This window comes from Mesorhizobium sp. LEGMi-168a (genome assembly GCF_058312955.1).
The window spans coordinates 129111-142056 of record NZ_JBZEGV010000006.1 but is presented as its reverse complement, the minus strand read 5'-3'; the positions used below and the strand labels follow the sequence as shown (position 1 = coordinate 142056).

Sequence of the window (12946 nt, the reverse complement as noted above, 5' to 3'; positions counted from 1 at the left end):
ATCGATGACCTCGCGCAAGGACCGCCTGAAAAAACTGGTCAAGGCGCAGGAGCAACTGAAGGCGCTGCACGAAACCCGTCATGCCGGATTTCTCGCCGCGGCCTCGGCAGCGGAAGCGGAAGCGAAGGAACTCATCGGGCATTTCGATGCCGACAGCTCGCTGGCCGGCCTGTTCCCGGAGCTCTACCATCGCCGCATCGCCAATGCGCTCGCCCGGCAGAAGCAGAACCTTGAGAGCGCCCGGCAGGAGGCAGCGCTGATCGCCACCGCGACGGCCCGCACCAACATGGTCGAGCGCGCCTATAAGGATGTGCGCCGGCGCGATGAGCGCGAGCGCTCCGACCGCGAGCGGCTGGACCTCATCGCCCAGAAGCGAGGACATGAGTAGAGCAATTCCAGGAAAAGTGTATCAGCTGCCGGTCGCGGTCGTGCCGACCGGCTTGGCGGCCCCGATCCGCTCCCAACGCCTGCCATTCCCCTGCGCCTGCCGGGCGAAATAGCTGTAGGGCGTGCTGGACCAGTCACGGACCGAGTTGGTGAGGTTGTCGAGCACCAGGTCGCCCTCATTGGTGCGCACCGTCAATACGGTGTGCCCCTCGCCGTGATAGCTTGCCACGGTCAACAGCAGCGCCGAGGCGGGCCAGCCGCGCTTCATCAGCTCGAGTTTCTTCAGGATCGCAATATCCTCGCAATCGCCGGACACCGTTGGCACGCGCCAGTCGTCATCCTTGCCGACAACGACTCGATCGCTGAGCTCGGTAATGCGCGAATTGACCGAACGGTTCACCTGCTTCAATTGCGCGCTGAGCCCAGACCGCAAGGTGACGACCTTTGTTCCGCCGGCCGTGCTGCACAGGCCGGGTTGGCGGCTGCAGAACGAATAGAAGGCCGGCGGTGCGAACCCCTTGCCTCTGGTTTCCATGGTCGTTCCGGCCTGGGCGGCAAATGGGCAGGCAACCGACAACAGAAATGCGATCAGCGCGACATCGCGTTTCACGATCTAGGTCTCCGACATTTGGCTTTCTAGGGTGAGCGGGGCAGGTTAATGAGCGGTTTCTAAAGGGCACAATTCGAGCCTGGGCGAGGCAACGCCGTTAAAATATTAATACGCTCTAAAATAGGATTTGAGCTTATGCCGAGGCGCTCGCCCGCCGCCTGGGATCGGACTGCAATCCGCCCCCTCTTCCCGCAAGCCTGCCACAAGCTTGTTGAGTCATTGTGCAACTAACAAAACCCGGCAAAAGGCAGCGCTTTCTTGGCTATCTCTCCCCCCAGCGACATCGTGATGGACGTCGCCCGCGCAGCGGAGCCGACCGATGTCGAGGCGGCGCGAGCGGCACTCGCGAGAAGGGTGGGCGGTGCCGCGGGTCCCTTCTCGATCGACCAGACCGCCTCGGTCGATGCCGGTTCTGTGCTGTCGCGCGCGACCGCCGACAAAGCCGAGGCGGCGAACCCGGCGAAAAAATTCCAGCGCTTCGAAGCGATGGTGCTGACGACCTTTATCCAGAACATGATGCCCAAGGACACCGAGGGCGTTTACGGCAAGGGGCTGGCCGGCGACATGTGGAAATCGCAGCTTGCCGAAAAGGTGGCCGATGTGATGGCCGCGCACGGCGGCATCGGCATCGCGAAATCAATGCTTGCCGACCACTATCTGGACGGCAAGCGCAAGGTGCCGGTCGGGCCCGTTGGGGGCGGACCGGAAAAAGCCGAGATCGACCGGCAGACCAGGCTTTCGACCTCCCTGGTCGAGGAGCTTGAGCGCAAAGCCGCGCGGTCGATGACCGACGACGACACAACCATAAAAACGGACATCAAGATCTAGGGACCTACATGGCCGACCAAACGGACCTTTCCAACCTGCCAGCACGAACCAACGCGCCGGAGGCGCCGACCGCGTCCGCGCGGCCCGGCAACCTCGCCGCCATCATCGGCCGCATCGAGGAAGCGGTGGACGAGGAGACGGCGGGTATCCGCAGCGGCACCGGCTACGACCTCAAGGCCTCGAATGCCCGCAAGAGCCGCTATCTCTACGAACTGACCCGGGCCCTGAAGGGCGCCAATGAGATCGAGTTCCTCGAGCAGCATCGCGAAGGGCTGGCGCGGCTGCGCCAGAAGCTGGCGAAGAACGAGGCGGCAATCCTTGCCCATCTCAATGCCGTCAACGAGGTCGCCACGCTGCTGAAGAACGCCATCCAGCGCGCCGATGCCGACGGCACCTACTCGGCCGGCGAGTTCGGATACGCCCGGGCCTGAATGAGATGGTAGGGGGGCAAGGAAGGGTCCGGTGATCAAATTTGTCGCCGCAGCGCTTTGGATCTGCGCCGTGACACTCGGCGCGGTGTTCTATTCCTTCCAGGCGGCGGGCGAGCGCGGCGTCGGCGAGCCGCCGAAGCCGATGCTGGGCGGGCTCGACTACGTCAAGACCGACATCATTTCGGTGCCGCTCATCCGCGGTGCCAAGATCGACGGCTACTTCCTCACCAAGCTCGTCTACACGGTGGAACCGGATCAGATAAAGAAACTGTCGATCCCGGCGCCGGCGCTGATCACCGACCAGGTCTATTCCTACCTCTACGCCAACCCGCAGATCGATTTCACCAAGAAGGAGACGATCGATCTCGATGCTTTCCGCAAGGCGATCCGCGACACCGTCAACGCCCGCGTCGGCGTCGAGCTGGTGCATGACGTGCTGATCGACCAGGTCAACTTCCTGTCCAAGGACGAAATCCGCGACAACGCCATCCGCCGCCGCAAGAATGCCGGTGAGACGGCCCAGGAAATGACCAAGGCTTTCAAGCAGCACTGATCGGCCTGCCCGAGGCTTTCTGGCCGGTTCCTCGGCCCGACGTGGTGCGGCATGCCGCATGGTTACCACCATGCCGCGTGGTAGCTACCATGCCGCATGGCGACCACGTTGACGTAAACGTCAACCGGAAGCTATATGCGCTGGTGACCGTGGCCGCGCTCCCGCGCGACGCGGCGCCTCGCCCAGCGGCCGTGAGCCGATGCGCGTCAAACGCAACGATTGAGGAGAACAGCCATGGGCGTTCAGGAGATTGCCGACCGGATCAAGTCGCGCGTGGCAAGTGCGGGCTTCGAGCACTCGGTCAAGTTCGACACAGGCAGCGACGGCGTCATCGTCATCGACGGCGCGACCGTCTCGACCACCGATGCCCCGGCCGACTGCACGATCAAGCTTTCGCTCGACGATCTCGACTCGCTGATTGCCGGCGACCTCAACCCGACCATGGCCTTCATGGCCGGCAAGCTGAAGGTCGAAGGCGACATGACGGTCGCCATGGCGCTCAGCCAGCTGCTCGGCTGACAGACCACCACTTGTAGGACCGATGCGGCACCGCAGTTTATCAACACGGCGCCGCATCAGCTTTCAGTGATCAAACGAAATCGAGCGCCTTGACCTTGCGGCCGGCGGCCTTGATCGTGCCCTTAACGCCGTCGAGCGTGCCTTCCTTCAGCTCCAGCGCCAGCAGGCGATGCCGCTCATAGGGGCCGGGCATGGCGAGCGTGCCGGTGCGGCCGGCGGAGAAGCCGAACCGACCGTAGTAAGGCGCATCGCCGACCAGCAGGATCGCGCCATGGCCAAGCCGCGCGGCCTCGGCGATCGCTTGCCGCATCAGCGCCGAGCCGATGCCGCCGCTCTTCAGCGACGGCTCGACCGCCAGCGGCCCGAGCAGGAGCGCTGCCGGACCGTTCTCGCCCAGCGTCACGTCCCACAGCCGAACCGTGCCGACGACCGCACCCGAGGGATCGCGCGCGACGAAGGCCAGGCCTTCCGATGGCCGGCGGCCGCGCCGCAGCTTTTCCGACGACTTCTTCCTGCGCTTCGGCCCCATGGCACGGTCGAGCAAGGCTTCGCGCGCCTCTACGTCATCGCCACCTTCGGCGAGGATGACATAAGCGCGGGCAATCTCCCCCCTCGAGGGGGAGATGTCGCCAAAGGCGACAGAGGGGGTCGCCTCGCATGAAGCGCCGGCTCCCTCCACGACGACAGACGGCGTCGGCGATCTACGCGAGACGACCCCCTCTGGCCGCTGCGCGGCCATCTCCCCCTCAAGGGGGGAGAGGAGTCGCGCGGTGCCGTCAACGATGAGATTTGCCATATCCATTTCCGCGATCCTTCACGAGCGGAGATCTGTTCCACAAGCGAGCCCGGCCGGGCGACAGGCGCCCACCTGGGATGATCTGAGCGGCCCTTGCGTGCCGGTCAGATCACGTAGGATCGGAGAGGCTCGAAGCCGTTGAAGGCGACCGCAGAGTAGGTGGTCGTGTAGGCGCCGGTGCCTTCGATCAGCACCTCGTCGCCAATGGTCAGCGACAGGGGCAGTGGATAAGGCGTCTTCTCGTAGAGCACGTCGGCCGAATCGCAGGTTGGACCGGCGAGCACGCAAGGCGCGGTCTCCGCACCGTCACGCGGCGTGACGATCGGATAGCGGATCGCCTCGTCCATGGTCTCGGCGAGGCCGCCGAACTTGCCGATGTCGAGGAACACCCAGCGCACGTTGTCGTTGTCGGCCTTCTTCGAGATCAGCACGACTTCCGACTTGATGACGCCGGCATTGCCGACCATGCCGCGGCCCGGCTCGATGATCGTCTCGGGCAGCGCGTTGCCGAAATGCTTGCGCAGCGCCGAGAAGATCGCCTGGCCATACGCCTGCGCCGCCGGCACGTCCTTCAGGTAACGGGTCGGGAAACCGCCGCCCATGTTGACCATCTTCAAGACGATGCCTTCCTCGGCGAGCGTCGCGAACACCTTCTTGGCGTCGCCCAGCGCGCGGTCCCAGGCCGAGAGATCCGTCTGCTGCGAGCCGACATGGAACGACACGCCATAGGCGTCGAGGCCGAGGCCCTTGGCATGGCGCAGCACATCGACGGCCATCGCCGGCACGCAGCCGAACTTGCGCGACAGCGGCCATTCGGCGCCCTCGCCGTCGGTGAGCACGCGGCAGAACACGCGCGAGCCGGGGGCGGCGCGGGCGATCTTCTCGACCTCCTCGACGCAGTCCACCGCGTAGAGGCGGATGCCGAGCTGGTAGGCGCGCGCAATGTCGCGCTCCTTCTTGATGGTGTTGCCGAAGGAAATGCGGTCGGCCGGCGCGCCGGCGTCCATCGCCATCTCAACTTCGGCAACCGATGCGGTGTCGAAGGACGAGCCCATCGCAGCAAGCAGGCGCAGGATCTCCGGCGCCGGGTTTGCTTTCACCGCATAGTAGATCTTGGAATCGGGCAGCGCCTTCTCGAAGGCGCGGAAATTGTCGCGCACGACATCGAGGTCGACGACCAGGCACGGGCCGTTCGGACGTCGGGTGGCGAGGAAGTCAAGGATGCGCTGGGTGGCCATAGCGGTCTCTCCATCACGCCTTGCGGCGTGCACAAAGGCTGCGGGACGCGGGCGCTCAGCCTCGCGAACACGCGGTGGACAAAGGCGGGACGAAAATCCATGGAACCAGCCGGTGGAGACCCCGGAACCATGAACCGCCGTCTCGCGGCGATGAACCTGGCCTTGCCCGGCCTCGGTTCGCTTTGTCTGCCTTGGCTTGGATGGGAGACCATCCGCACTGCCGGCAATGAAGGTGTGCCTCTTCAGTAACCCCGGTCTTTGGACGACCGGCAGACACCAGAAAGGCCCGCACCGTCGTTGCTTCAAGGTGCCCTCGGTCTGGCGGTTGGCCACGAGACCGACTGGAGGGGTTAGCTCCAGTTACCTTACCGATTGCCCTCACCATTCGAGGATCGGCGGACACCCACAGGCACGTGCGACTTTGGGCAAGCGCGATATAAGAGCGAAGGGTTTTACAATCAATAAAAATCGTAAGCGCCGGTTGTAAAAATTCCGGCATCGAACAATGTTTTGTGGACCGTATCCGGAAATCGAACGATGCCAGGCACCCAAGGCCCTCTGAACGCCTTCCTCGATCTACGCCAAATGCCCGTGGCCAATGCACAATTGGGCCCGCTTGCCGGCCTGCGCCTGGCCGTCAAGGACATTTACGATGTCGCCGGCTACCGCACCGGTTGCGGGAACCCGCGCAAGTTCGAGGAGGCTCATGCGGCCTCGCAGACGGCCGAGGCCGTGCAGGTGATTCTCGACGCCGGCGCGCGCTTCGTCGGCAAGACGCAGACCGACGAGCTTGCCTTCTCGCTGTTCGGCCAGAATTCGCATTTCGCGTTCCCGGTGAACACGGCCGCCCCGGACCGCGTGACCGGTGGCTCCTCCTCGGGATCGGCATCTGCAGTCGCAGGAGGCCTTGCCGATGTCGCCATCGGCTCCGATACCGGCGGCTCGATCCGCGCGCCGGCGAGCTTCTGCGGCCTGATCGGGCTGCGCACCAGCCACGGCCGCATCTCGCTCGACGGCGCGATGAAGCTCGCGCCGAGCTTCGACACCTTCGGCTGGTTCGCCGACGACATCGAGACCTATGAGGCGGTCGGCAAGCTTTTGCTCGGCCGCGATCCGCACCAGCATCCGCTCGACCGCCCGCTGTCGATCCGCTGGCTGGACGCTTTCGTCGCCGGCCCGGCCGAGGCCGCCGAATATGATCGCATGAAGACACTGGCCGCCACCGTCGTCGGCGCGCCGACCGAGACCGAATACGCCTTCGCCTCGTCCCCGGACGACCTCTATTGGTGCTTTCGCCGGTTGCAGGCCTACGAGGCCTGGCAAGTGCATGGCGGCTGGATCTCGGCGGGCAACCACGGCCTTGGCCCTGGCGTCGATGAGCGTTTCGGCTTCGGCCGCACGATCGACGCCGGCACGGTTGCCGCCGAGACGGCACGCCGGCTGGCCTTCCGTTCCGAGCTCGGCGCCCTGCTCGGCAACAACGGCTTTCTCGTCCTGCCGACCGTTCCAGGCGCGGCGCCGCTCGCCGCAAGCACGCCGGAACAGTTCCAGGCCTATCGCGAAAGGGCGCTGCATCTGTTGTGCCTGGCCGGCCTGTCGGGCTTCCCGCAAATCACCTTGCCGCTCGGTTCCGTCGACGGCGCGCCCTTCGGCCTGTCGCTGCTGGGCCCTTCCGGCAGCGACGTCGCCCTGATACGGCTCGGCCGCAGGATTCTCGACGCGGCACGAAAGGTCTGATCATGGATACGTTGACCCGCATGCGCGCCTTCATCGACGTGGTCGAGGCCGAAGGCTTCTCGGCAGCCGCGCGCAAGATCGGCCGCTCGAAGGCGCTGCTGTCGAAATACGTGCGTGAGCTGGAGGACGAGCTCGGCGCGCTGCTGTTGAACCGCACCACCAGGCAGTTCTCGCTGACCGAAGCCGGCCACACCTATTATCAGCGCGCCTCCGAAATCGTGCGCGAGGTCGACAGCCTGGCCGACGCCGTGCGCGAATCCTCCGGCGACGTGCGCGGCCGGATCAAGCTCTCGGCGGCGCGCACCTTCGCCGACGCGCCGATCGGCCAGTCGCTGATCGACTTCGCCAAGCAGCATCCCGACATCGTGCTCGACATCCATCTCGACGACCGCTTCGTCGACCTGGTCGAGGAAGGCTTCGATGTCGCCGTGCGTATTTCGCGGCTGGAGAATTCCTCGCTGATCGCCAGGCGCCTGGGGCCGTTTTCGATCAAGCTTTGCGCCTCGCCCGAGCTGATCGCAAAGCATGGCATGCCGACGCGCCCGCAGGATCTTTCCAACATGCCCTGCATCGTCGACACCAATGGCCGCTCTTTAGCCAACTGGCGCTTCAAGGGCGACGGCGAGGATTCGGTCAGCGTCACCGTGTCGGGTCCGATCGAGGTGAACAGCCCGATGGCGGCGAGAGCCGCCGCCGTCTCGGGCCTGGGCTTCACCATCCTGCCGGATTTCATTGCCGCGCCCGATCTGTCTAGCGGCCGGCTGGTAACGGTGCTCGACGACCGCATTCTCTCGGGCAGCGGCATCTTCGCCGTCTATCCGCACCGCCGCTACCTGCCCGCCAAGGTCCGCGTCTTCGTCGATTTCCTGGTGCACTGGTTCAGGACGCGCGACGGTGCGTGATGGCGCGCGTCCCAATTTCGCCCCCTTTCTGATAACTCTCGGGGTCCACTCCCAAAGTCGATGGAATCGCGGTCCGGAATGCACCTGAAACGGCAAGCAACCATGCTGGCTTCGGCCGCAGCAGTGACATTTGCCGCGGTCGAGCCGGCCGAGGTGCACCCCCACGTCTTCGCCGAAGCTCGCCTCGACGTCATCCTCGGCGAAGATCACCAAAGTGTGACGGCGCTGCGCCACCTTTGGCGCTTCGACGATCTTTTTTCGAGTACAGTGATGATGGAGTTCGACAAGAACTCCGATCTGAAGCTTGACGACAAAGAGCTCAAGGAAGTGGCCGACACCGTCCATTCCTCGCTGGCCGAGTTCAACTACTTCCAGCTCGTCACTCAGGACGGCAAGGACGTGCCCATGGTCCCGCCGCCGCATCTGATGGCGAACTTCGACAACGACCAGCTGATCATCCTGTTCGAATCGCAGCCGAAGACGCCGATCAAGCTCGCCGGCAAGATCGACATCGGCGTTTACGATCCGACCTTCTACACAGCGATCGACTTCACCGACGACGCCAACCTCACCGTTGAAGGTCTGCCCTCGAACTGCACCAAGAAGGTCATCCGTCCCGATCCGGACGAAGCGATCAAGGAAAACCAGAAGACCCTGACGGACGCGTTCTTCAACGATCCGACGGGCACCGACATGAGCAAGATCTTCGCCACCAAGCTCGAACTGACCTGCCCGCCCGAAGGATAATTTTGGTGATGAAACCGTCGCTGCGCTTGGCGCTCGGCCTGTTGGCCGCCACCCTGGTGATCACCCATCTGCCCGGCGCTGCCCATGCCCAGAGCTCGCTCGGCATCGGCACCAATGACGGCATGGCGCCGAGCACCTCGGGCCCGTTCGCCCACATCCTGATGTGGATCAATCTGCGGCAACAGGAATTCTACCATTCGCTGGCAGCCGCGATGAAGGCGATGCGCCAGGACGGCAGCAAGCTCTGGCTGCTGGTCGGGCTTTCCTTCGCTTACGGCATCTTCCACGCGGCCGGCCCCGGCCACGGCAAGGCGGTGATCTCCTCCTATATGGTCGCCAACGAAGTGGCGCTGAAGCGCGGCATTGTGCTGTCCTTCGTCTCGGCGCTGCTGCAGGGCCTAACCGCTGTCGTCGTCATGGTGCTTGCCTATTTCGTGCTGCGCGGCACCGCCGTGTCGATGACCGACGCGGCATGGTTCCTGGAAATCTCGAGCTTTGTGCTGGTCACGTTGTTTGGGGCCTGGCTTTTGTGGCGCAAGCTCGGCCCGTCGATCCTGCGCATGCTCGGCAGGGCGCCCGCCTACAGCCTGTCGGCGGCGCATGCCGGCCATTCGCATGGCGGGCATTCCCATGCCGGGCACGCTCACGCGCATTCCCACGCGAGCCATTCCCACGCTCATTCGCATTCAACGCATGCTCATGCGGCGCATTCGCATGCGCACAGCCACGAGGCCCATGATCACGGCGCGCACGATCACCATCATCACGACCACGCGGCGCATGATCACGATCACGCCGGGCATCATCACCACGACCATGGCCCGGGCGAAGTCTGCGAGACCTGCGGCCATTCGCATGCGCCGGACCCGGCGCTGCTTTCAGGCGATCGCTTCGACTGGAAGACCGCCTGGTCGGCGGTGGCCGCCGTCGGCATCCGTCCCTGCTCCGGCGCGCTGATCGTGCTGAGCTTCGCGCTGCTCAACGGGCTTTGGCTCGGCGGACTGCTGTCGGTGCTCGCCATGTCGATCGGCACCGCGATCACCGTCTCGGCGCTGGCGACCATCGCGGTGACGGCCAAGAACTGGGCGGTCTATTTCGCCGGCGACGGACGCCTCGGCAACCGCATCCACTCGATCGTCGAGATCGGCGGCGCGGCCTTCATCTTCCTGGTCGGCCTGCTGCTTTTGTCGGCCAGCCTGACCGGCGGCGTCTGAAGCCGACCGAGCCTTTCACGAAATCTTTCCGCCGAGCTCATCCTCGATATGCGCGCGGATGATCTCATCGAAGCTCTGCTCGGCCACGAAACCGAGCTCCCTCGCCCGTCTCGCCTCGAACCGCGTCGGCCAGCCCTTGACGATCGCCCAGATCGTCTCGTCGGGCTGTTCGCGGATGCGCTTCACCACCTCTGGACCGGCGATGCGTTCCAGCGCCTCGATCTGCTCGCCGACGGTGACGGCGACTCCCGGCATGGTGAGGTTGCGGCGCGGCCCGACCGCGTTGCCGTCGATCTCCGCGGCATGGATCAGGAAGTTGACAGCGGAGCGTGGGCTGGCATGCGTGTGCAGCACCGAGCGCGGCACCGGCAGGATCGCCTCTTGCCCGCTCAGCGGCTCGCGGATGATGCCCGAAAAAAAGCTTGAGGCAGCCTTGTTCGGCTTTCCGGGCCGCACGCAGATCGTCGGCAGCCGGATGCCGACCCCGTCGAAGAAACCGCGCCGCGTATAGTCGGCAAGCAGCGCCTCGCTCATCTGCTTCTGCGTGCCGTATGAGGTGAGCGGTGTCGGATGGAACTCGTCCGGAATGACATCCGGAAACGGCGCGCCGAAGACGGCGATCGACGAGGTGAAGACGAGGCGCGGCGCAAAGCCTGCCAGGCGCACGGCGTCGAACAGCGCGCGCGTGCCGTCGAGATTGACGCGGTAGCCGAGATCGAAATTGGCTTCCGCCTCGCCGGAGACGATGCCGGCCAGATGGAAGATCACGTCCGGACGCGACGCAACCAGGCTTGCCGCCGCTCCGGGCACGGCGAAGTCGCCGGTATGGATGGAGACCTCCACGCCATCGATTACCGGTGCCTGCGCCGGCACGATGTCGTGCAGATCGAACGCCGTGATCTTGCGGCCGGCGAGCGTGCCGTCCTTGGCCAGTCTTGCGATCAGCTTGCGGCCAACCATGCCGGCGGCGCCGGTGATCAGAATTCTCATTTCAGCGACCCTTCTTGCGCTGGCTGCGTCCGCGCAGCCAGAAGACGACAAACAGCGCCACCATGAAAATTGCGGCGACGACGGCGGCGAGCACTGTCGAAACCTTGCCGACAGCCAGCATTATGGTTGGCAGGAAATAGGCGGCGAGGCCGAACAGGAGCAGCACACAGGCCGCGGCGATAGCCGAATTGCGCGTCTCGCGATCCATCAGTCACCCTTCGATCCGGGGCAGCTCAAAAGTCATCGCCCGGCTCAGTGATAATGACGGCGGTCACGAGGCGCGTCATGCGCATGATCGTGATCATGATGGTGGCCGTGTTCTTCATGGCTGTCGGCGCAGAGCCCGAACTCGGGTTCCACCGTCGCGTGATCGATGCCGTGCTCGGCGGCAAGCCGCTTCTTGATGGCGCTCACCGCCATATGCGGATCGACGCCGTCATTCAGGCAGGCGTGCAGCGTCGCCATGTTGCTGGTGCCGTCGAGCGACCAGACATGCATGTGATGCACCTCGCGCACGCCCTTGACCGAGCCTTCGATATCCCTGGCGATCAGGTCGCGATCGAGGCTCGCGGGAACGCCTTCGAGCAGCACATGGGCGGCCTCGCGCATCAGCGACCAAGCGGTGGACAGGATCAGCAGCGCCACCAGCACGGAGAGGATCGGATCGATCGGCGTCCAGCCGGTTGCGAGGATGATGAGCGCCGCCGCGATTGCGGCGGCCGAGCCGAGCAGGTCGCCCAGCACATGCAGTATGGCGCCGCGCATGTTCAGGCCCTCGCGATCGCCGCCATTAAGCACGAAGAAGGAGGCGATGTTGACCATGAGGCCGGAGACCGCCACCACCAGCATCGGCCCGCCCAGCACCTGCGCCGGGTGCATCAATCGCCCCCAGGCCTCGTAAACGATCCACAGCGCGATGACGAAAATGGCGATGCCGTTGGTATAGGCGACCAGCGTCTTCACGCGGCCGAAGCCGTAGGTGAGACGACCCGTGGCCGGCCGTCCAGCGAGATGGAAGGCATACCAGGCGAGGCCGAGCGCGATCGAATCCGCCAGCATGTGGCCGGCGTCCGCAAGCAGCGCCAGCGACCCGGTGAGCAGGCCGCCGAGCGCTTCGGCGACCATGAAGCCGCCGGTCAGGCAGGCCGCGATCAGCACCCGCTTCTTGTCGGTCGATCCGTGCACATGACCGGGCCCGTGGCTGTGCCCTTGCGAAGCGTGATCATGCGCCATCGCGCAACTCCTGTTTACTGACCAGGATCCTGTCCGAAGCCGGTTTCCCACTCTTCGGAATCATGGTCTAGGCGCCGAACTCGGCGCGGAAATCCTCGAGCCGCCGCTTCTGGCGGCCCTCGCCATCGAAATTCGCCGGATCGAGCCAGGCCTCATAGGCCTTGCGCAGCGCCGGCCACTCCTTGTCGATGATCGAATACCACGCCGTATCGCGGTTTTCGCCCTTTACCACAAGATGCTGGCGGAAAATGCCTTCGAACCTGAAGCCGAAACGTTCCGCCGCGCGCTTCGACGGCTCGTTGCGGTTGTTGCATTTCCATTCGTAGCGGCGATAGCCGAGCTCGTCGAAGGCATATTGCGTGAACAGGAACTGCGCCTCGGTCGCCTCCGGCTTGCGCGAGATCAGCGGCCCCCAATAGATGTTGCCGATCTCGATGACGCCGTTATTGGCATCGATGCGCATCAACGTCTGGCGCCCCGCGACCTTGCCGCTCGCCTTGTCGATGACGGCGAAGAACAGCGGATCCTCGCTCGCCTCGACCTTGTCCAGCCACGGCTGGAAGGCGGCGCGGGTTTCCGGCGGATAGTCGGGCAGCCAGGCGAAGCGGCCGCCGACATCCGGCACAGACGACGCCTCGTAGAGCCCGTCGCCATGCCTTGCCGCGCTCAACGGCTCGAGCCTGACAGTGCGGCCCTCGAGCACCTTGCGTTCCGGACGCGGGCGCGGCTGCCAATCTTTCAGATTTTCCGACACCCCAACA

16 protein-coding genes are annotated in these 12946 nt (G+C 64.8%); 9 read left to right on the top strand and 7 right to left on the bottom strand.

Features of this window, described 5'->3' with window-relative positions:
- The first annotated feature begins 4 nt into the window (after positions 1–4).
- Positions 5–388 (top strand): hypothetical protein, encoded by a 384-nt coding sequence (locus AC4FWB_RS10995; RefSeq protein WP_491026023.1) that lies wholly within the window; start codon positions 5–7, stop codon positions 386–388.
- 21 nt (positions 389–409) lie between these two features.
- Here the strand turns inward: AC4FWB_RS10995 and AC4FWB_RS10990 are convergent, their stop codons facing one another.
- On the bottom strand, positions 410–997 hold the full coding sequence (locus AC4FWB_RS10990; RefSeq protein ID WP_491026022.1) for a transglutaminase-like cysteine peptidase: 588 nt from the start codon (positions 995–997) through the stop codon (positions 410–412).
- Positions 998–1255: 258 nt separating this feature from the next.
- On the opposite strand from AC4FWB_RS10990, the gene AC4FWB_RS10985 reads away from it, so the two are divergent.
- The 4 genes from AC4FWB_RS10985 (at position 1256) to AC4FWB_RS10970 (ending at position 3328) form a co-directional block, all read left to right on the top strand.
- Complete coding sequence (locus AC4FWB_RS10985; protein ID WP_491026021.1) at positions 1256–1825, top strand: rod-binding protein; 570 nt, start codon at positions 1256–1258, stop codon at positions 1823–1825.
- Between the two features lie 8 nt (positions 1826–1833).
- Positions 1834–2256, top strand: a complete 423-nt coding sequence (locus tag AC4FWB_RS10980; RefSeq protein WP_491026020.1) for a hypothetical protein — start codon at positions 1834–1836, stop codon at positions 2254–2256.
- Between the two features lie 31 nt (positions 2257–2287).
- Positions 2288–2809: a hypothetical protein gene (locus AC4FWB_RS10975; protein ID WP_491026019.1), complete on the top strand. Its 522-nt coding sequence runs from the start codon at positions 2288–2290 to the stop codon at positions 2807–2809.
- A gap of 234 nt (positions 2810–3043) precedes the next feature.
- Positions 3044–3328 carry an SCP2 sterol-binding domain-containing protein gene (locus AC4FWB_RS10970; RefSeq protein WP_491026018.1) on the top strand — a complete coding sequence of 95 codons (285 nt, stop codon included), beginning with the start codon at positions 3044–3046 and terminating at the stop codon, positions 3326–3328.
- Positions 3329–3398: 70 nt separating this feature from the next.
- Here AC4FWB_RS10970 and AC4FWB_RS10965 read toward each other — a convergent pair whose 3' ends face one another.
- Positions 3399–3953, bottom strand: coding sequence for a GNAT family N-acetyltransferase (locus tag AC4FWB_RS10965; RefSeq protein ID WP_491026173.1), 555 nt, complete (start codon positions 3951–3953; stop codon positions 3399–3401).
- A 275-nt stretch (positions 3954–4228) separates the two neighbouring features.
- Positions 4229–5362, bottom strand: coding sequence for an ornithine/lysine decarboxylase (gene odc2, locus AC4FWB_RS10960; RefSeq protein WP_491026017.1), 1134 nt, complete (start codon positions 5360–5362; stop codon positions 4229–4231).
- Between the two features lie 537 nt (positions 5363–5899).
- Between odc2 and AC4FWB_RS10955 the strand changes: the two genes are divergently transcribed.
- From AC4FWB_RS10955 to AC4FWB_RS10940, 4 genes are all read left to right on the top strand, one after another.
- On the top strand, positions 5900–7099 hold the full coding sequence (locus AC4FWB_RS10955) for an amidase (protein WP_491026016.1): 1200 nt from the start codon (positions 5900–5902) through the stop codon (positions 7097–7099).
- A gap of 2 nt (positions 7100–7101) precedes the next feature.
- Positions 7102–8001 carry a LysR family transcriptional regulator gene (locus AC4FWB_RS10950; protein WP_491026015.1) on the top strand — a complete coding sequence of 300 codons (900 nt, stop codon included), beginning with the start codon at positions 7102–7104 and terminating at the stop codon, positions 7999–8001.
- A gap of 78 nt (positions 8002–8079) precedes the next feature.
- Positions 8080–8748, top strand: a complete 669-nt coding sequence (locus AC4FWB_RS10945; protein ID WP_491026014.1) for a DUF1007 family protein — start codon at positions 8080–8082, stop codon at positions 8746–8748.
- An 8-nt stretch (positions 8749–8756) separates the two neighbouring features.
- Entirely contained in the window at positions 8757–9962 is a 1206-nt protein-coding gene (locus AC4FWB_RS10940; RefSeq protein ID WP_491026013.1) for a nickel/cobalt transporter, read from the top strand.
- A gap of 15 nt (positions 9963–9977) precedes the next feature.
- Here the strand turns inward: AC4FWB_RS10940 and denD are convergent, their stop codons facing one another.
- The 4 genes from denD to AC4FWB_RS10920 form a co-directional block, all read right to left on the bottom strand.
- On the bottom strand, positions 9978–10952 hold the full coding sequence (gene denD / locus AC4FWB_RS10935; RefSeq protein ID WP_491026012.1) for a D-erythronate dehydrogenase: 975 nt from the start codon (positions 10950–10952) through the stop codon (positions 9978–9980).
- A 1-nt stretch (position 10953) separates the two neighbouring features.
- Positions 10954–11160: a hypothetical protein gene (locus AC4FWB_RS10930; RefSeq protein ID WP_491026011.1), complete on the bottom strand. Its 207-nt coding sequence runs from the start codon at positions 11158–11160 to the stop codon at positions 10954–10956.
- Between the two features lie 44 nt (positions 11161–11204).
- Positions 11205–12185, bottom strand: a complete 981-nt coding sequence (locus AC4FWB_RS10925) for a cation diffusion facilitator family transporter (RefSeq protein ID WP_491026010.1) — start codon at positions 12183–12185, stop codon at positions 11205–11207.
- 67 nt (positions 12186–12252) lie between these two features.
- A complete protein-coding gene (locus tag AC4FWB_RS10920; protein WP_491026172.1) occupies positions 12253–12939 on the bottom strand; it encodes a GNAT family N-acetyltransferase in 687 nt (228 codons plus the stop codon).
- Positions 12940–12946 lie beyond the last annotated feature (7 nt).